This window comes from Solimonas soli DSM 21787 (genome assembly GCF_000474945.1).
In the GTDB taxonomy this organism is placed as follows: domain Bacteria; phylum Pseudomonadota; class Gammaproteobacteria; order Nevskiales; family Nevskiaceae; genus Solimonas; species Solimonas soli.
The window spans coordinates 99,433-116,863 of record NZ_KI440838.1; the positions used below are offsets into that span (position 1 = coordinate 99,433).

The window sequence follows — 17,431 nt, forward strand, 5'->3', positions numbered from 1 at the left end:
CCCCGCAAGCGGGCGGAGGGGAGTCGTGGTGGAGATGCGTGATCAGAATGGCCCGCGCACCATGCGAGCTTTCCACTCCGAGCCCTCTCCGCCCCGGGGCGGAGAGGGTTGGGTGAGGTGGGGGCTTTGCTGTGCGCGGCGCGGCTTCAGGCGCCGGCGTCGAAGACCTGGCGCAGGTAGGCGAGATACGAGGGATCGTCGCCGGTGATCTTGCCCGGGTCGTCGCTGAGTTTGGCGACGGGCTGGTCGTTGCAGCGGAACATCTTGATGACGATGTTGAGCGGCGCCGGGCCGAGATCGTTGGTGAGGTTGGTGCCGATGCCGAAGGACAGCCGGCAGCGGCCACGGAAGTGCTGGTAGAGCTCGACGATCTTCGGGAAGGTGAGGCCGTCGCTGAAGACCAGCGTCTTGCTCGCCGGATCGATGCGCAGCGCGGCGTAGTGCGCGAGCAGGCATTCGCCCCAGGCCACCGGATCGCCGGAGTCGTGCCGCGCGCCGTCGAACAGCTTGCAGAAGTACAGGTCGAAGTCGCGCAGGAAGGCCGGCAGGCCGTAGGTGTCGGACAGGGCGATGCCGAGGTCGCCACGGTACTCCTGCGCCCAGCGCTGGAAGGCAAAGGTCTGCGCGTCGCGCAGGCGTGGGCCGAGGGCCTGGCAGGCCTGCAGGTATTCGTGGCCCATGCTGCCGAGCGGCGTGAGGCCATGGCGCATGGCGTGCAGCACGTTGCTGGTGCCGGCGAGGCGCGGGCCGAGCGTGGCCGACAGCGTGCCGATCAGCTCTTCGTGCCACTGCGAGGAATAGCGCCGGCGCGTGCCGTAGTCGGCGATCTTGCAGCCGTCGTCGGTGCGGGCGACCAGCGCCGCCATCTTCTCGTGCAGGCGACGGCGGCCTTCGCCGAAATCGAGCTGCGGATGGCGATGGCTGAACCAGGCTTCGTTGACGATCGCTAGTAGCGGAATCTCGAACAGGATCGTATGCAGCCACGGCCCGCGCACGACGATCTCCAGGCCGCCGCGCTCCTCGGGGTTCGCCGTCAGCCGCAGGTATTTCGCGTTGAGCTGGAAGAGGCCGAGAAAATCAACGAAGTCGCTGTGGATAAAGCGCAGGCCGCGCAGGTAGTCGAGCTCCTCGTCGCGGAAGCGCAGCGTGCACAGCTCGGCGAGCGCCGCGCGGATCGCCGGGATGCACGGCGCCAGGTCGACGCCCGGCGTGCGGCACATGAAGCGGTACTCGATCTCGGCGGCGGGGAACTGATGCAGGACGACCTGCATCATCGTGAACTTGTAGAGATCGGTGTCGAGCAGGGAGCGGATCATTCGCGTGAAGATAATGGCGCGCCGCGGCGTCCGCCACGCCAGCGACCGTCGGGCTCTGCGCGATGACCGCTGATCGCGCTGCCCGCGAGCTGCCATCGGCACTGCCGATAATGCCGCCATCTTCCGTCGGCGAGCCGGAACGCCATGGACATGTCCTCGTTGGTGAGCGGTGGCGCCTTTCAGCCGCATGGCTATTGCCTGGCCTGGGACCCGTTCCTGGTCGGTGCGGACGTGATCGCCAGCGCGCTGATCGCGCTCGCCTACTTCTCGATCCCGCTGACGCTGACGGTGTTCGTGCGGCGCAATCCCACGCTGCACTTCAACGGGCTGTTCGCGATGTTCAGCCTGTTCATCTTCGCCTGTGGCGCCGGCCACGTGGTCGACATCTTCAGCCTGTGGATTCCGGTGTATCGGCTCGAACTGTCGGTGAAGGCCATCACCGCCGCCGCCTCCGTCGCCACGGCGCTGACCATGTGGCCGCTGCTGCCGAAGGCGACCGCGCTGCTGCGCGAGTATCACGACACCGCTGCCTCCCTGCGCCGCGTCAATGCCGAGCTGCAGGCCAGCCACGATGCGCTGATCGAGAGCAATGAGCGCTTCCGCCTGACCCTGCAGAACGCGCCGATCGGCTTCGCCCACGTCGCGCTCGACGGCAGCTTCCTCAGCGTCAATTCCTCGCTGTGCGAGATGCTCGGCTATGCCGAGGGTCAGCTGCTGATGAAGACCTTCCAGGACATCACGCATCCGGATGATCTCGACCAGGATCTCGCCTACGTCGCGCAGCTGCTCGGCGGCGAGCGCATCAGCTATCGCATGCAGAAGCGCTACTTCCACCGCTTCGGCCACATCGTGTACATCCAGCTCGACGTGTCGCTGGTACGCAGTGCCGATGGCCGGCCGCTGCATTTCATCTCGCAGATCCAGGACATCACGCGGCGCATCGAGCAGGAGCGGGCGCTCGAACAGCGGGCCCTGACCGACGATCTCACCGGCCTGCCGAACCGCCGCGCCTTCCTCGATGCCGCCGCACGCCTGATCGCACAGGCCGGCCGCGGCGGCTCGGTGGGCCTGCTGATGATCGATCTCGATCACTTCAAGGACATCAACGACACGCGCGGCCACGCGTCCGGCGACCAGGTGCTGCGCGCGATGAAGGACATCGTCGGCCCCATGCTGCGTGCCAGCGATCTGTTCGCGCGGCTCGGCGGCGAGGAGTTCGCAGTGCTGCTGCCCAACAGTTCGATGCTCCATGCCCGGGAAGTCGCCGAGCGCCTGCGCCGCACCATCGAAACGGCCGGCCTGCGCAGCGCCGATGGCCGCGCCGTGCCGCTGACCGCCTCGTTCGGCGTGACCGCCAGCGAAGGAAAGGAATCGATCGAGGCGATCTTCGAGCGTGCCGATCGCGCCATGTACGGCGCCAAGCGCGCCGGCCGCAACTGCGTGGTGGTCGAAGCCGCCGGCGACACGCCCGCGACTTCCATCGCCTAGCGCCCAAGCGCGGCGCGTAACCAGTTCCGCGGCAGCCGCGCGGGCGGGGCGCACCGGCTGCGATCGTCTGGCGTACCGCTGCATGCCGTCGGGCAGTTTGCAGGAACTTCAAGGTCTTGGCGCGCGCGAGCCGCATCCGTGAGCGGTTCGGGGCGAGCTCGGGCATAATGGGCGCCGTTTTCCAACTTTTGGCCGCTCTCATGTCCGATATCGCCGGTTTGCTGAAAAGTGAAATCACGCGCTTGTCGAAGAAGGTGGTACGCCAGCACAGCGCCTCGCTGCAGAAGGCTTCCACCACGCATCGCCGGCAGATCGCGGCGCTGAAGAAGCAGATCGCCGATCTGCAGCGCGAGGTCGCCGGCCTGCGCCGCGGCTTGTCCAAGGCGGTACCGGCCGCGCCCGCCGAAGCCGATGCGCCGAAGACGCGCTTCGTGGCCAAGGGCCTCAAGTCGCTGCGCACGCGTCTCGGCCTCAGCGCGCGCGAGCTGGGTCTCCTGGTGGGCGTCAGCGAGCAGGCCGTCTACAACTGGGAAAGCAAGGCCGCGACGCCGCGCGCCAATGCGGTCGCCGCGATCGCCGAGCTGCGCGGCATCGGCAAGAAGGAAGCGCGCGCGCGGCTCGAACAGCTCGCCGCGCAGTAAGGCCGCCGCGGCCGCGCGCCACCGCGCGCGCAGCACGCAACACCGCAGGCGATCGGCCGGGATTCGGGCCCGATCACGCGCGTCGAGGATAATGGGCGCTGATCCATCGCCCCGACGGTGACGTCGTGCTGAAAACGCTGCTGAACACCCCACTGACGGCCCTGTTGGCGGCCCTCGGCCTCACGGCGCTGCCGGCCGCGGCCGCGGATGCCGTCGACATCGCGCCCGGCAGCAAGATCGCCTACATCGACGTCGAAAGCGGCGGCAATGGCCGCCACTGGCGTCTGCTGATCGCCGAAGCCGACGGCAGCGCGCCGCGAGCCGTCATGCGCTCCGACGCGCTGCTGATGTCGCCGGCCTGGTCGCCGGACCGCCAGCGCATCGCCGTCGTCGCCTACGACCGCGGCCAGGCCGGGCTCTACCTCTACGAACTCGCCAGCGGCGTCATCCGGCGGCTCACCTCGCTGCCCAACATCAACGGCTCGCCCGCCTGGTCGCCGGACGGCAACACGCTGGCCATGACCATCAGCGACGGCAAGGGCAACGCCGACATCGCCCTGGTCGATCCGCGCCGTGGCGCCAGGACCTTCGACGACGTGCGCAGGCTCACCGACTCGCCGGCCATCGACACCGAAGCCGCCTGGTCGCCGGACGGCCGCAGCATCGCCTTCACCTCCGACCGCAGCGGCACGCCGCAGATCTGGCTGATGAACGCCGACGGCAGCGAGCAGCGCATGCTGACGCGCGAAGGCCAGAACATGCGCCCGCGCTGGTCGCCGGACGGAAAATCCATCGCCCACGTCAGCAGCCGCGATGGCCAGCTGTACATCGCCCTCAGCCGCATCTCGACCGGCCGGACCGAGCCGCTGACGCAAGGCCCGCGCGACATCGGCCCGAGCTTCTCGCCGACCGGCGATGCGTTGCTCTATTCGCAAAGCGGCCACCTCGCCCTGCTCGCGCTCGACGGCGTGCCGCGGGTACTGACCAGCACGGCGACGGAGGTGCAGGAGACGGATTGGGTGCGGTGAGGGTGGAGCCTCAAATCGGAGAGGCAGCGTTGGGCCCTGGTGTACGGTACGGTGCGACGAACCTCGGATCGATGATCTTCGGCCCGTGTCCCCCGGCGCGAAGACGCCGCACCCAGTGATACGCCCCGGAGCCCGACTCCATCGCCACGACGGCCGGCGACTGCTCCGAGAAGAAGATTGCCAGCTCGGCGCGGCTCAGGGTCCGCATCACGACGCGTTCAGACGCATCCACGCCGAAAAATGTGAAGCTGTTCTTGGCCAGATCCAGGCCGAAACAGATAATCGATGACATGGCAACTCTCCTTCATCACAAACTCGACATCTCCATTCTGGCCGCGCCGCGCCGCCAGAGGAGGGGAGGTCCCCTGTCATTCAGCAGATTCTGAAAACCATGATGACTTCCTCAGGCAGTTGGTTCTTCTGGGCGGCTCTGTCCGCGTGTTTTGCCGCGCTCACCGCGATCTTCGCCAAGGTCGGCATTCGGGATATCGACTCCGACTTCGCCACACTCGTTCGTACCGTCATCATCGTCTTTTTGCTTGCAGCGTTCGTGCTGTGCGCGGGCAAGTGGAGTGACCCTCGCAACCTGTCCTCAAAGACATCGCTGTTCTTGGCGCTGTCGGCTTTGGCAACGGGCGCTTCCTGGGTCTGCTATTTCCGGGCGCTCCAAGTTGGCGAGGCGTCCAAGGTCGCGCCCGTCGACAAATTCAGTCTCGTACTCGTTGCAGTCTTTGCCTTCGCGTTTCTTGGTGAGCGCCCGTCGGCGCGAGAGTGGTTCGGTATCGGGCTGGTGGCGAGCGGCGTGGTGGTCCTGGCATTCAAGCGGTAGTGGCGAATGGCGAGGCCTTCGTTACGCCCGACCTGCCACGGCGGGCTTCGCCCGCTTGCGCAGCCGACTGAACTCTAACGTTGAATCGCCGCTTCTGGCACAAAAAAGACGCCGCTCGTTCAGCCCGCAAATTGACTCGTATTCCGCTGCGCCCGCCGCATCACCAGCATCGCCCGCCGCTCCGGCGTCAGCGCGGCGACGCAGTGCGGGCAATGGATGCCGGGCTCGTAGTCCGCTGATTGCTGTTCTTCCTGCGTGAGCGGTTGGCCGCAGGCATCGCAGCGGGATGCCTTCCCTTGCTGCAATCCGTGGCTGACGGCGACGCGCTCGTCGAAGACGTAGCACTCGCCGTTCCACAGGCTTTGTTCGGCCGGGATTTCTTCGAGGTATTTGAGGATGCCGCCGCGCAGGTGGTAGACCTGCTCGAAGCCGCGCTCGCGCAGATAGGCCGTGGCCTTCTCGCAGCGGATGCCGCCGGTGCAGAACATGGCGATCGGGCGTTGTTCCTGGCCGCGCAGTTCGCGTTCGACGTAGGCGGGGAATTCGCGAAAGCTTTGCGTGCCGGGCGAGACGGCGTTCTGGAACGTGCCGATCTTCACCTCGTAGTCGTTGCGCGTGTCGATGACGAGCAGGTCGGGCTGAGTCAGCAGTTCATTCCACTGCTGCGGTTCGACATAGGTGCCGGCGATGCGTGCCGGGTCGATGCCGGGCACGCCCATCGTCACGATCTCCGGCTTGAGCTTGACCTTCAGCCGCGCGAACGGCAGCTCCGCGGCCGGCGATTCCTTGTGTTCGAGCCCGGCGAGGCGCGGATCGGCGCGCAGGTGCGCGAGCACGGCGTCGATGCCGGCGCGCGTGCCGGCGATGGTGCCGTTGATGCCTTCGGCGGCCAGCAGCAGCGTGCCGCGCACGCCGGCGTCCCGGCAGACGCGCAGCAGCGGCTCGCGCAGCGCGGCGTGATCCGGCAGGCGCGCGAAGTGGTAGAGGGCGGCGACGACGAACGGCGGCATGGGCGGCGGCGGGATGCGGGGCGCGGAATTGTAGTCCGTCCCGCCGCCGCATCCGGGAGCCGCGCCTTGTGCGGTCAGCCGCCCTTGCCGGCGCGGTCCGCCGCCGCGTAGAACGCGATCTGGTCGGCGTGCGCCTTGATGAAGCCGGGCCGCGCCGTGGCACGCGCGATGTAGGCGCGACAGGCCGGCTGCCCGCTCAGACGCCCGAAACGGTCGACCAGGCGCAGCACGTCGGACATCAGGATGTCGGCGATCGAGAAGCGCCCGGCCAGCCATTCGCGCTGCGCGAGCACCGCCTCGACGTGCTGCACGCGCGCGCCGATGAAGCCGTCGAGCATCTTCCAGCCCGGCGTGTCGCCGGTGAGATTGGAGAACATGAAGATCGACCATGGCACGCTGGCCATTTCCATCGAGTTCAGCGCGGCGAACACCCACTGGATCACCTCGTTGCGTCCTTGCGCGTCGTTGGGCAGCAGGGCGTCGCTGCGCTCGCCGAGGTAGAGCAGGATCGCGCCGCTCTCGAAGACCGAGACTTCGCCATCGATCAGCCACGGCACCTGGCCGAACGGCTGGTGCGCGAAATGCCCGGCGTCGCGTTCGCGGAACGGTACGCCCTCGACGCGATACGGCAGGCCGGCTTCCTCCAGCGCCCAGCGCACGCGCAGATCGCGCACATGGCCGCGCGGCAGGTCGGGAACCCAGTCGAAGGTCTTGACGATCATTTCGTTCATGCGCGCTCCTTGCGTCGAGAGGACACTATGGCGGGTGGCGGAGGGCGGGAGAAGCCGGTGGCCGGAATCCGCCGTCATGGAATCGTCGATCGGGGCGGGCGAAAGTCGACAAGATCGCCAGGAATTTTTTTGCGCCGCCGAGCCGGGATTTCGCGGCGGCATGTCGATTTGCGCGGCTCCGCATCGACGTCTGCATGGGGGTGGCGGTTTCGGGCAGCATCGCCCGACGCGAAGCCCGCCCTGCGCAGACCCTGAACGAGGAGCCTCACGATGAGCATCATCATTAGCGCCTTCGACCGCTCGCCCGACGGCGGCCGCGGCCTGGCGCGCGATACGCGCGTGCGCTGGGCGCTCGAAGAAGTCGGCGTGGACTACGGAGTCCGCCCCGTCGCATGGCAGGCAATGCAAGAACCAGCGCATCTGGCGCGGCATCCGTTCGGGCAGATTCCGACCTTCGAAGACGGCGGGCTGACGCTGTTCGAGAGCGGCGCGATCGTCTTCCATATCGCCGATCGCCACGCCAGCCTGCTGCCGGAGGCGCCCGAGGCGCGCGCCCGCGCGATCAGCTGGATGTTCGCCGCGCTCAACACCGTGGAGCCGCCGATCCTCGACATCCAGACGGCCATGTTCCAGGAGGGCGAGCAGCCGTGGGCGAAGGCGCGCATGCCGCTGATTCACGAGCGCGTGCGCGGCCGGCTGCGGCAACTCGCGGCGCGCCTCGGCGACGCCGACTGGCTCGATGGCGCGTTCAGCGCCGGCGACCTGCTGATGGTTTCGGTGCTGCTGCGCCTGCGTTCGTCCGGCCTGCTCGATGAATTTGCGAACCTCGCCGCCTACGTGGCGCGCGGCGAGGCACGACCCGCGTACCGGCGCGCGTTCGAGGCGCAGCGGGCGTTCAACACGCGGCCGCAGTCCGCGGGCTGAAGCGCGCGCGAGCCCGGCCACCGCGCCTTCAGCGCCACCGCCCGCCAGCGGCGCGCGTCCGAGGCAGAGACAACTCGGGCGCCCGCCGGATGGCGGACGCGGGCCTCATCGGTGCCGCGCGCCGCGTCGGCTTCCATGCATTCGGCGAAATCGTGGCGAGCGTCAAGCATCGATGCTCACACTCTGCCTGCAGGTTCACCCTCTCTAATTGCCAGATGGCCGGTTCCACTGAGGCTCTTCCGATTCCACGCGCCCAGGTGTGCCATTCAGCGAACCGAAGCATCCAAGGGATATGTCAGCTTGAATGGTTGGCCAGAGCTTGGCGAAGTCGAATAACAGTATCAGCTGTCTTAGTCAGGCGATTCGACAGTTCGCGATAGAACCTCGTCACTTCGTTGGTGGTCGCAATGCTTTCCGGCGGGGCTGTACTCAGGCGGCGCCGCAGCCGGTTGATGAGATTCGGCAGCACACCCCACGTTCCGAGGTCCATTAATCCGTCCGCTGCATCGCTGATCGTCTCAACGGCATCTCGAACGTCTTGAGCATCGTGTATCGCTCTTGCATCCCGGATGAGCAAGGCACACAGAACCTTGAAGTCTGAAAGCAGGATCGAGCGAATCTGCGCCCTCAGCCATGGCAGGTCCGCCGTTACTTCAGCATTGAGCACTTCGAGAGCCTTTCGGCTTTGCTCAAACCGCTCGGCCGCTTCAGTGAGCTTTTTCACGCCGGGACCCATCGCAGCATCGTCGAATACCACCGAACTCCGAGATTGTTCGGGAGCGACGATCACCTCAACGGGCGGCAATGTTCCGAGAACAGGCATCAATTCGCCTTTCAACAGAACCGCTTCATCGGCGAGTTGCTTCATAATATCCAGGACCGCGGCGTTGATCGGCAGAAAAGGATTGTCCTTCTCAAAGTTCGCTCCGATCGAACCAAGGATCGCAACCGCCGCCTGCAGGCACTTAGAAATTGCTTCGACTTCGGAGATAGGCGAACGGTCGGCCATGATGCTCACCTTGTCATCGGAGAATGTGACGTCGGCCCACAAGAGCGAGTCGGCAGCGCCAGGGCATGCGAACCACGGCGGCTTCCGTGCCAATCGGCATTCCTTTTGGGTCGCACCACGGTTGTTCCAAGCTCATCGAAGTTTGAAACTAACGTTTCAATCTTTTGGCTGGCAGCACACACAGACTCGCGGCGCTGCGCGGAAGTGGTGGGCCCAGCAGGACTTGAACCTGCAACCAAAAGATTATGAGTCTTCTGCTCTAACCGATTGAGCTATAGGCCCGCACGCGGGAGCGCCATATTAAGCGATGCGGGGCGCGGGCCGGAACGGGCGCGGCCTCAGGCTTTCGGCAGTTCGATCGTCACGCGCAGTCCGCCCTCGCTGCGGTTCTCGGCGCGGATGCGCCCGCCGCTGGCGTCGACGACGCGCTTGGCAATCGCCAGGCCGAGGCCGTAGCCGCCGCTCTCGCGATCGCGTGCCTCGGAGATGCGCACGAAGGGCTGGAACACGGCTTCGAGCTTGTCGGACGGAATGCCGGGGCCCTGGTCGTCGACTTCGATCACGCAGTGTCCCGCCGCCTCGTACAGGCGCACGGTGACCGCCGTCTGCGGCGCCGAGTAGCGCACGGCGTTGCGCACGATGTTCTCGATGGCGCTGTGCAGCAGGCCGGCCTGGCCGCGCACCTGCGGCCGCGCGGTGATCTCGCTGCGCACGTCGATCCGGCGCGCGCCGGCTTCGAAGCGCGCATCCTCGCAGACGGTGTCGAGCAGTTCGTCGATGGCGACCGTTTCGCTGGCGAGCGGCGCCTCGCGATGTTCGAGCCGTGCGATCAGCAGCAGCTGGGCGATCATCTCTTCGAGCTTGCCGGCCTCGGTTTCGATGCGGTCGAACTGCGCGTCGGCATGCGTGTCGCGCGCCAGCTCGGTGGCGATGCGCAGGCGCGCCAGCGGCGAGCGCAGCTCGTGCGAAATGTCGCGCAGCAGCTGCTGCTGCGCGCCGAGCAGGCGCTGCAGGCGTTCGGCCATGTGGTTGAAGTCGCGCGACAGCGCGCCGATCTCGTCGTCGCGGCCGCTCGCCAGCGCCGGCACGCGCACGTCGAGCTTGCCGTTGGCGATCGCGCGGCTGGCGTCCTGCAGCGCGGCGATCGGCCGCGTGATGCGTCGCGCCAGGAGCCAAGCGGCTAGCATGACGACGACGGTGCCGATGCCCAGCAGCACCAGCGTGTTGACGCGCGCGACTTCGGCGCCGCGCGGCGGCGGGATGACGGCGACCCAGCGCAGCTTGCGGCCGTCGTCGGTCAGCACCACGGCGGTCTTCAGCAGGCCGCCGCCGGGCAGCTGCACGATGCGGTTGCCGGCTTCGACGGCGGCGATCGCCTCGCGCAGGCGCGGCGGCGGCGGCGGGCCCTCGTGGCTGCGGCCGTCGATCGGCTCGTTGTTCTCGTCGAGCAGCACGCGGAAGATGCCGTCGTCGCGGCGGCGTTCGCGCAGCCAGCGATCGAGGCCGTGCGGTCCGTTCTGGCGCAGCTGTTCGACGGCGGCGTGCGCGTCGCTGAGGGCGTCGTAGTCGGTGTAGAGCAGGCGCCAGAGCTGCGCGCCGACCACGAAGCTCATCGCCACGGTGACGACGATCGCGGCGATGAACCACAGCGCGAGACGCGTGCGCAGGCGCATCGGCGCTTATTCCGCGGTCACGTAGAGATAGCCGCGGTTGCGTACCGAGCGTACGCGCGGATTGCCGTCCGGGTGCGGGCCGAGTTTCTGGCGCAGGCGGCTGATGTGCATGTCGATCGAGCGGTCGAAGGCGCCGAGGCGGCGGTTCAGCGCGCGGCGCGACAGCTCGTCCTTGGCGATCACCTGGCCGGCGTCCTCGATCAGCGTGCGCAGCACGTCGAACTCGGCGCCGGTCAGTTCGACGGGCTGGCCGGCGACGCGCACCGCGCGCGCCGCCGGCAGCAGTTCGAGGTCGCCGCTGCGCAGCGGCGTCGGATCGGCCGCCGCCGGCTGCGAGCGGCGCAGCACGGCGCGCAGGCGTGCCGCCAGCTCGCGCGGATTGCAGGGCTTGGCGACGTAGTCGTCGGCGCCCAGTTCGAGGCCGACGATGCGGTCCACGTCCTCGCCGCGCGCGGTCAGCATGACGACGGGGATGCGGTGGCTGGCGCGCAGTCGTTCGAGTACGCGAAAGCCGTCGGCTCTCGGCATCATCACGTCGAGCACCAGCACGTCGTAGAGGCCGCGCTCGACCTGCTCGATCGCCGCCAGGCCGTCGTGCACCATGGTCACGTCGAAGTTCTGGTGTCGCAGGTATTCGGACAGCAGCTCGCAGAAGCCGACGTCGTCGTCGGCCAGCAGGACGTGCGTTTTTCCGGTGTCGTTCATGCCTTGCACTTTACGCGACTGCCAGGCGCGGCAGACGGGGCGCGAACCCCGTCTGCCATGGCGGCGCTCTACGGGCCGGCCCGGCCGTCGCGGCGCTCGTCGCGCCGCGCCTTGCTGTCGGCGATCCTGGCCTGCAGCTGCTGCGTCTGCTCCGGCGTCAGCGTGGCGACGATCTCGCTGTCGATCCTGGCGCGCAGCTTCAGCGCGTCGCGCGTCAGCGCCGCGGTCTGGTCGGCGAGCTTGCCGCTCTGGCTGACGTAGTCCTTGGCGGTCGGATCGAGATCGCGATAGGCGCGGTGCAGGCTGCGGCCGCGCTTGAACAGCTCGCGCTGCTCCTGATGATGCTTGTCGACGATATCGTCGATGTTGTCGCGCTGCGCCTCGCTGAGGCCGAGGCCATGCAGCTCGCGCATCAGGCCGGAACCGGGGCCTTCGCCGCCCGGCATGAAGCCGAAGCGATCGAAGCCGCGGCTGCGGAAATGGGCGTCGCCATGCTGCGGGCCGTGCCCGTCGCGCCGGCCGGAGTGGTCGGGCGCCGGCGGCGCGTCGGCATCGTCGGCGACGGCCGCCGGGGCGTTGCCCGGCGCCAGCGGCGCGGCCGCGTAAGCGGTGCCGATGGCGATCGCGCCGGCAAGGGCGGCGCCGATGGGGATGAGGGTAAGGGGGTTCTTCACGTTTCTGCTCCGGGTCTCGTTGCCACGGGAGATGGCAGCCACGTTATACGGAGGGAGCGAGCAATGATGCGCAGCGCTTTGTAAAGAATAGTAACCATCGCCAACGGCTTGTCGTTATGCTGCCCGTAGAATCGGCGAGTGTTGCGGATCGCGTTGCGAACGGGGGCGGAGACGGGGAAACTTCAGACTGTGAGAGTCCGGACCAAGCTGCTGGCCGTGATGATCCTGGTCAACCTGGCCATCGTACTGGCGGGACTGGTGATCATCCCTTCGCTTGACGCCGATGACGGCGTCGAGTCGGTCGCGCTCGGCCGCAGCAACCGCACGGCGATGGCGCTGGTCCTGCAACGCGCGCTCGCCGATCTGCGCCGCGAAAGCGATGCGCTGGCCTCGGCGGTCTCCGGCGGCGCCGATCCCGCTCCGTACATCGCCCGTCTGCAATCGGCGCGCGCCGTGCTGCGCCAGCAGCTGGCCTTCCTGCCGGCGCCGGGCGGCGCGCCGGTCGCCGGCCTGCGCGCATTCGTCGAGGAACGCAGCGCGGCGCTCGACACGCTGCTCGTGCCGCCGATCGATGCGGCGCGCGCGCGGCAGATCGTGAACATCGCCGACCAGCTCGACGCGCGCGTATCGCCGCTCCTGAGCGCGCAGATCGAGCGCGACAACAGTGCCAGCCAGCGCGAAACCGCCGCCGCCTTCCAGCGCATGCGCAACCGCCAGGCGCTGGCGCTCGGCGCCGTGGTCGGCGCCCTGCTGCTGGCGCTGGCACTGTCGGTGTTCGCGTACCGCCGCCTGCTGCGGCCGCTCGGCGCCGTCACCGGCAGTCTCAATGCCGTGCTCACCGGCCGTGCGCCGAAGCTGGATGCCAAGCTGGTGGAGACGGCCGACGAATTCGGCGACATCGTCCGCGCCATGCGCCGCATCCAGGCGCAGGCCGAGCACATCCGCCGCATCGCCTATCTCGATCCGGGCAGCGCGCTGCCGAACCGCAACAGCCTCGACGCCGAGCTGCGCGAGGTGCGCCGCCTGCGGCCGATCGACGGCACGCACGGTCTGCTGCTGCTCGGCATCGACAGCTACGTGGCGATCCGCAGCGGCTTCGGCATGCGCCTCGCGGAGGCGGCGATCCGCATCGGCGGCGAGCGTCTGCGCGATCTCGACGCGCTGCCGACGCAGGTCTTCCGCGTCGACGTCGAAACGCTGGCGATCCTCATCGATCGCGGCAACACCGAAGCGGTGACGCGCGCCGACCTCAAGCGCATCGCCGCCGAGGCGATGAGGCGGCTGGCGCCGCCGGTCGACGTCGAGGAGCAGCGCTTCCTGCTTGCCACCAGCGCCGGCGGCGCCGTGTATCCCGACGACGCGCGCGATCCGGAGGAATACGTCAACGTCTGCCTGGAGGCGCTGCGCCTGGCGCGCGTCGAAGGGCCCGGCCACCTGCGCTTCGGCGAGCGCGGCCACACGCATCGCCTGCGACGCCATCTCGCGCTCACCGAGCAGATCCGCAGCGGCCTGCGACAGGGCCAGTTCGTGCCGTTCTTCCAGCCGATCGTCGATGTCGCGCGACGCAAGGTGATCGGCGCCGAGACGCTGACGCGCTGGCGCCAGCCCGATGGCCGCGTGACCTTGCCGAGCGAATTCATCTTCGTCGCCGAGGGCTCCGATCTCATCGCCGACATGACGCGCGCCGTGCTGGCGCGCGCCTGCCGCACCTTCAAGAACTGGAACGACCGCGGCTACGAGCTGCGCGTCGCCTTCAATCTCTCGGCGAAGCTGCTGTCGGCCAACGTCATGGACATCGTCCGCGAGGCGCTGAAGGAAAGCAGCCTCAATCCGCGGCAGCTGGTCGCCGAAGTCACCGAGACGGCGCTGGTCGGCAACATCGACGACGTCAGCCTCGTGCTCGACGATCTGCGCGCCGCCGGCGTGCTGCTGTCGCTCGACGATTTCGGCACCGGCTACTCGTCGCTCACCCATCTGTACCGTTTCGACGTCGGCGGCATCAAGATCGATCCGGTGCTGACGCGCGCCGCCGCGCAGAACCACCGCGTGCAGGAAATCATCCGCAGCATGGTGCAGCTCGCCGGCAGCCTCGATCTGACGCTGATCGTCGAGGGCGTGGAATCCGAGGACGACATGCGCCTGATGCAGAAGCTCGGCGTGCGCCTGATGCAGGGCTTCTATTTCAGCCGTGCGATGCCCGAGGAACAGTTCCTCGATTGGGTGCGCAACTACGAGGCCGGCATCCTCGCCGCCTGAACACCGGCGCTTGCCATGCCGGACGCACGCGTTATGCTGGCTACTCTATCGGTCGCCGCGCTGTTTCGCCATGCGTTCCCCCGCCATGCCAGCGACGTATCGTGCCCGTGCCGCCGCGGCGCTCGCGGCCTTGGCGCTCGCCGCCTGCGCGAGCCGGCCGCTCGCGCCGGCGCCTGCTGACGCCGCTGCCGGCGCGCCGCCGGCGGTGCTGGCGCCGGCGCTGTGGAACGAGAACTTCGACGCGGGGCTCGGCGAGCTGGGCCTGCGCCTCGGCGGCAGCGCGCCGCTGGAAGGCGCGATGCCGCTGTTCGACAGCGACCTGAGCTTCGCCGGGCTCGAACGCCGGCTGCAGTACAGCGCCGGCTACGAGGTCGATCCGGGCGACCTGCTCAACCCCGATGCCGCCAGCCGCTGGCGCGCCGACACCCTGCCGCAGACCGTCAGCAGCCAGACGGTCAGCCAGCGCCTGCAGCTCAAGCTCGACGAACTGGCCGGCGCACCGCTCACGGTCGGCGCGCAGTACCGCCAGCAGGAGGCGCTGCAGGTCGCCGGCACCACGGCGAGCGCGCAGCAGGCCATGGATCTGCGCTGGGCGCCGTCATTCGCGGCCGTGCATTTGAACTGGATGCCGGAGGGCGCGCCGGTCGACACCACGCAGGCCCTGCGATGCGATCGCTCCGGGCAGATCAGCGTGCCGCTGACGGCGCAGGGCGATGCGCCCGGCCGCTACGTCAGCGTCGACGCGCGCACGCGCCTGTGCCGCGTCGCCGCCGGCGACGATCCGGCGCTCGCCGAGCTCACCGCGAACACCTGGTCGACCGGCTTGCGCTGGGGCCGCGCCAGCCGCGAGACGGCGCTGCGCCTGCAGAGCGTGACGCCGGGGCCGGGCGCCAACGTCATCGAATCCGACCGGCCGCTGACCGCCGGTTCCGGCTACGAGCTGCGCCTCTCGCAGCAGCGCCAGCTCGGCGACTGGCAGGCCAAGGCCGGACTGGCCTGGCGCCGGCCGCCGGAAGCGCTGCACCCGGCCTTCGAACTGCCCGAGGCCTCGCCGTGGGCGACCAGCGCCGAGCTGCAGCGGCGGCTCGGCGCGGCGAATGTCGCCGCCAGCTGGCAGCGCGGCGACGCCTACTGGTTCCTGCCCAATGTGCGCGCGCCGGCCGACACCTTCGCCCTGTCCGTCGATTTCTCGCCCTGGGCGGTCGACGGTCTGGGCCGCTACACGCCGACCATGGCGATGTCGTACAGCTGGATGCGCTCCGACAACCAGAGCGTGCGCGACGACCAGCAGAGCCTGAACTGGAATCTGTCCTTCCCGTGGCGCTGAGGCGTCGCGGATGCGCGGTCGCCGGCCGGCGATGGCAGGCATGCCGGGTGGCCCGCCCGGCCATCCGTCGCCGCGCGCCGGCCCCCGGGCCGGAGAGGCCACAGTTCGGCGTGGGCAGCCGCTACAATGCGCGCCCACCCGGAGGATTCATGAGCGTTATCGCCGAGCGCGCGGCGCGCCGCCGCACGTTCGCCATCATCTCGCACCCCGATGCCGGCAAGACGACTTTGACCGAGAAGCTGTTGTTGTTCGGCGGTGCGATCCAGCTGGCCGGTACCGTCAAGGGCCGCAAGGCGAGCCGGCATGCGACATCGGACTGGATGGCGCTCGAACAGCAGCGCGGCATCTCGATCACGACCTCGGTGATGCAGTTCCCGTACAACGAGCGCATCGTCAACCTGCTCGACACGCCGGGCCACGAAGACTTCTCGGAAGACACCTACCGCACGCTGACCGCGGTCGACTCGGCGCTGATGGTGATCGACGCCGCCAAGGGCGTCGAGGCGCGCACCATCAAGCTGATGGAAGTCTGCCGCCTGCGTGACACGCCGATCGTCACCTTCATCAACAAGCTGGACCGCGAAGGCCGGCCGCCGCTGGAACTGCTCGACGAAGTCGAGAAGGTGCTGGGGCTGTCGTGCACGCCGATCACCTGGCCGCTGGGCATGGGCCGCGAGTTCAAGGGCGTCTACCACCTGCTCGAGGACCGCTTCTATCTGTACTCTGGCGACAAGCACCGCATCTCCGAGATCGAGACCGTCGACGGCCTCGACGCGCCGGGCCTCGACGAGCGCTTCGGCGCCGTCTACCGCCAGCTCAAGGACGAGATCGAACTGCTGCAGATGGCCGGCGCCGAGTTCGATCTCGAGCAGTACCGCGCCGCCGCCCTGACGCCGGTGTTCTTCGGCTCGGCGATCAACAACTTCGGCGTGCGCGAGCTGCTCAACGGCTTCACCGGATGGGCGCCGGAGCCGCAGCCGCGCCACGCCAAGACGCCGGACGGCGAACGTGACGTGCAGCCGACCGAAGAGAAGTTCACCGGCTTCGTGTTCAAGATTCAGGCGAACATGGACCCGAAGCACCGCGACCGCGTCGCCTTCCTGCGCGTCTGCTCCGGCGTCTATCGCAAGGGCATGAACATCCACAGCGTGCGCCTCAATGGCCCGGTGCGGGTGTCGAACGCGCTGGTGTTCATGGCCGCCGACCGCGAGGCGGTCGAAGAAGCGTATCCGGGCGACATCATCGGCCTGCACAACCACGGCACGATCGCCATCGGCGACTCGTTCTCGGAAGGCGAGGTGCTGAACTTCACCGGCATCCCCAACTTCGCGCCGGAACTGTTCCGCCGCGTGATCCTCAAGGACCCGCTGAAGGCCAAGCAGCTGAACAAGGGCCTCGACCAGCTGTCGGAGGAAGGGGCCACGCAGGTCTACCGGCCGATCGTCAACAACGACATCATCCTCGGCGCGGTCGGCGTGCTGCAGTTCGACGTCGTGCAGTACCGCCTGCGCGACGAGTACGGCGTCGAGTCGGTGTTCGAGCCGGTGCAGGTGCACACGGCGCGCTGGGTCGAATGCGACGATCCGAAGAAGCTGCGCGAATTCCGCGACAAGAACGATGCACGCCTCGCGCTCGATCATTACGGCCAGCTGGTCTACCTGGCGTCGAGCTCGGTCAACCTGTCCATGACGCGCGAGCGCTTTCCTGATGTACGCTTTCTCGAAACGCGCGAGCACGGTGCACAATGAGGGTGCCGCATGCCGTTTTCGCCTTGCCTCGCCTTTCCCGGCGCCCGCCCGCGCCGTCACCGCAGAAGTAGC

Annotated in this window: 16 protein-coding genes and 1 tRNA gene; 8 read left to right on the forward strand and 9 right to left on the reverse strand. The window is 68.3% G+C overall.

Annotated elements, in window-relative coordinates:
• Positions 1–146 precede the first annotated feature (146 nt).
• Positions 147–1,316: a nicotinate phosphoribosyltransferase gene (gene pncB, locus K344_RS0116830; protein WP_043114820.1), complete on the reverse strand. Its 1,170-nt coding sequence runs from the start codon at positions 1,314–1,316 to the stop codon at positions 147–149.
• A 150-nt stretch (positions 1,317–1,466) separates the two neighbouring features.
• Between pncB and K344_RS23195 the strand changes: the two genes are divergently transcribed.
• From K344_RS23195 to K344_RS22225, 3 genes are all read left to right on the forward strand, one after another.
• Complete coding sequence (locus K344_RS23195; RefSeq protein WP_169729314.1) at positions 1,467–2,804, forward strand: sensor domain-containing diguanylate cyclase; 1,338 nt, start codon at positions 1,467–1,469, stop codon at positions 2,802–2,804.
• Between the two features lie 200 nt (positions 2,805–3,004).
• The gene (locus tag K344_RS0116840; protein ID WP_028081653.1) at positions 3,005–3,445 is read left to right on the forward strand and encodes a helix-turn-helix domain-containing protein; all 441 of its coding nucleotides are present in this window, start codon (positions 3,005–3,007) and stop codon (positions 3,443–3,445) included.
• Positions 3,446–3,570: 125 nt separating this feature from the next.
• Positions 3,571–4,473: a PD40 domain-containing protein gene (locus K344_RS22225; protein ID WP_051362338.1), complete on the forward strand. Its 903-nt coding sequence runs from the start codon at positions 3,571–3,573 to the stop codon at positions 4,471–4,473.
• Between the two features lie 10 nt (positions 4,474–4,483).
• On the opposite strand, the gene K344_RS22230 is transcribed toward K344_RS22225, so the two are convergent.
• Positions 4,484–4,765, reverse strand: coding sequence for an IS110 family transposase (locus tag K344_RS22230; protein WP_051362339.1), 282 nt, complete (start codon positions 4,763–4,765; stop codon positions 4,484–4,486).
• 102 nt (positions 4,766–4,867) lie between these two features.
• Between K344_RS22230 and K344_RS0116855 the strand changes: the two genes are divergently transcribed.
• Positions 4,868–5,302 (forward strand): EamA family transporter, encoded by a 435-nt coding sequence (locus K344_RS0116855; RefSeq protein WP_028081654.1) that lies wholly within the window; start codon positions 4,868–4,870, stop codon positions 5,300–5,302.
• A 119-nt stretch (positions 5,303–5,421) separates the two neighbouring features.
• Here K344_RS0116855 and trhO read toward each other — a convergent pair whose 3' ends face one another.
• Complete coding sequence (gene trhO, locus K344_RS0116860) at positions 5,422–6,312, reverse strand: oxygen-dependent tRNA uridine(34) hydroxylase TrhO (protein ID WP_028081655.1); 891 nt, start codon at positions 6,310–6,312, stop codon at positions 5,422–5,424.
• Between the two features lie 74 nt (positions 6,313–6,386).
• The gene (locus K344_RS0116865; RefSeq protein WP_028081656.1) at positions 6,387–7,043 is read right to left on the reverse strand and encodes a glutathione S-transferase family protein; all 657 of its coding nucleotides are present in this window, start codon (positions 7,041–7,043) and stop codon (positions 6,387–6,389) included.
• Between the two features lie 270 nt (positions 7,044–7,313).
• Between K344_RS0116865 and K344_RS0116870 the strand changes: the two genes are divergently transcribed.
• Complete coding sequence (locus tag K344_RS0116870; protein ID WP_028081657.1) at positions 7,314–7,967, forward strand: glutathione S-transferase family protein; 654 nt, start codon at positions 7,314–7,316, stop codon at positions 7,965–7,967.
• Between the two features lie 295 nt (positions 7,968–8,262).
• Here K344_RS0116870 and K344_RS0116875 read toward each other — a convergent pair whose 3' ends face one another.
• The 5 genes from K344_RS0116875 to K344_RS0116895 form a co-directional block, all read right to left on the reverse strand.
• The gene (locus K344_RS0116875) at positions 8,263–8,976 is read right to left on the reverse strand and encodes a hypothetical protein (protein WP_157623062.1); all 714 of its coding nucleotides are present in this window, start codon (positions 8,974–8,976) and stop codon (positions 8,263–8,265) included.
• Positions 8,977–9,181: 205 nt separating this feature from the next.
• Positions 9,182–9,258 (reverse strand) — tRNA-Ile (locus K344_RS0116880).
• A gap of 56 nt (positions 9,259–9,314) precedes the next feature.
• Positions 9,315–10,649, reverse strand: a complete 1,335-nt coding sequence (locus tag K344_RS22235) for an ATP-binding protein (protein WP_051362340.1) — start codon at positions 10,647–10,649, stop codon at positions 9,315–9,317.
• 6 nt (positions 10,650–10,655) lie between these two features.
• The gene (locus K344_RS0116890; protein ID WP_028081659.1) at positions 10,656–11,354 is read right to left on the reverse strand and encodes a response regulator transcription factor; all 699 of its coding nucleotides are present in this window, start codon (positions 11,352–11,354) and stop codon (positions 10,656–10,658) included.
• Positions 11,355–11,422: 68 nt separating this feature from the next.
• Positions 11,423–12,028 carry a Spy/CpxP family protein refolding chaperone gene (locus K344_RS0116895; RefSeq protein ID WP_028081660.1) on the reverse strand — a complete coding sequence of 202 codons (606 nt, stop codon included), beginning with the start codon at positions 12,026–12,028 and terminating at the stop codon, positions 11,423–11,425.
• Between the two features lie 189 nt (positions 12,029–12,217).
• Here K344_RS0116895 and K344_RS0116900 point away from each other — a divergent pair, with 189 nt between their 5' ends.
• The 3 genes from K344_RS0116900 to K344_RS0116910 all read left to right on the forward strand — a co-directional run bounded on the left by K344_RS0116900 (position 12,218) and on the right by K344_RS0116910 (position 17,359).
• Entirely contained in the window at positions 12,218–14,284 is a 2,067-nt protein-coding gene (locus K344_RS0116900) for a putative bifunctional diguanylate cyclase/phosphodiesterase (RefSeq protein WP_157623064.1), read from the forward strand.
• Positions 14,285–14,369: 85 nt separating this feature from the next.
• Positions 14,370–15,611, forward strand: a complete 1,242-nt coding sequence (locus tag K344_RS0116905) for a hypothetical protein (protein WP_028081662.1) — start codon at positions 14,370–14,372, stop codon at positions 15,609–15,611.
• Positions 15,612–15,760: 149 nt separating this feature from the next.
• A complete protein-coding gene (locus K344_RS0116910; protein WP_028081663.1) occupies positions 15,761–17,359 on the forward strand; it encodes a peptide chain release factor 3 in 1,599 nt (532 codons plus the stop codon).
• The last annotated feature ends 72 nt before the right edge of the window (positions 17,360–17,431 follow it).

Bases quoted from the DNA above. Each gene is read 5' to 3' on its own strand.
- pncB (WP_043114820.1), bottom strand. From the start codon at position 1,316: ATGATCCGCTCCCTGCTCGACACCGATCTCTACAAGTTCACGATGATG.
- K344_RS23195 (WP_169729314.1), top strand. From the start codon at position 1,467: ATGTCCTCGTTGGTGAGCGGTGGCGCCTTTCAGCCGCATGGCTATTGC.
- K344_RS0116840 (WP_028081653.1), top strand. From the start codon at position 3,005: ATGTCCGATATCGCCGGTTTGCTGAAAAGTGAAATCACGCGCTTGTCG.
- K344_RS22230 (WP_051362339.1), bottom strand. From the start codon at position 4,765: ATGTCATCGATTATCTGTTTCGGCCTGGATCTGGCCAAGAACAGCTTC.
- K344_RS0116855 (WP_028081654.1), top strand. From the start codon at position 4,868: ATGACTTCCTCAGGCAGTTGGTTCTTCTGGGCGGCTCTGTCCGCGTGT.
- trhO (WP_028081655.1), bottom strand. From the start codon at position 6,312: ATGCCGCCGTTCGTCGTCGCCGCCCTCTACCACTTCGCGCGCCTGCCG.
- K344_RS0116865 (WP_028081656.1), bottom strand. From the start codon at position 7,043: ATGAACGAAATGATCGTCAAGACCTTCGACTGGGTTCCCGACCTGCCG.
- K344_RS0116870 (WP_028081657.1), top strand. From the start codon at position 7,314: ATGAGCATCATCATTAGCGCCTTCGACCGCTCGCCCGACGGCGGCCGC.
- K344_RS0116875 (WP_157623062.1), bottom strand. From the start codon at position 8,976: ATGGCCGACCGTTCGCCTATCTCCGAAGTCGAAGCAATTTCTAAGTGC.
- K344_RS22235 (WP_051362340.1), bottom strand. From the start codon at position 10,649: ATGCGCCTGCGCACGCGTCTCGCGCTGTGGTTCATCGCCGCGATCGTC.
- K344_RS0116890 (WP_028081659.1), bottom strand. From the start codon at position 11,354: ATGAACGACACCGGAAAAACGCACGTCCTGCTGGCCGACGACGACGTC.
- K344_RS0116905 (WP_028081662.1), top strand. From the start codon at position 14,370: ATGCCAGCGACGTATCGTGCCCGTGCCGCCGCGGCGCTCGCGGCCTTG.
- K344_RS0116910 (WP_028081663.1), top strand. From the start codon at position 15,761: ATGAGCGTTATCGCCGAGCGCGCGGCGCGCCGCCGCACGTTCGCCATC.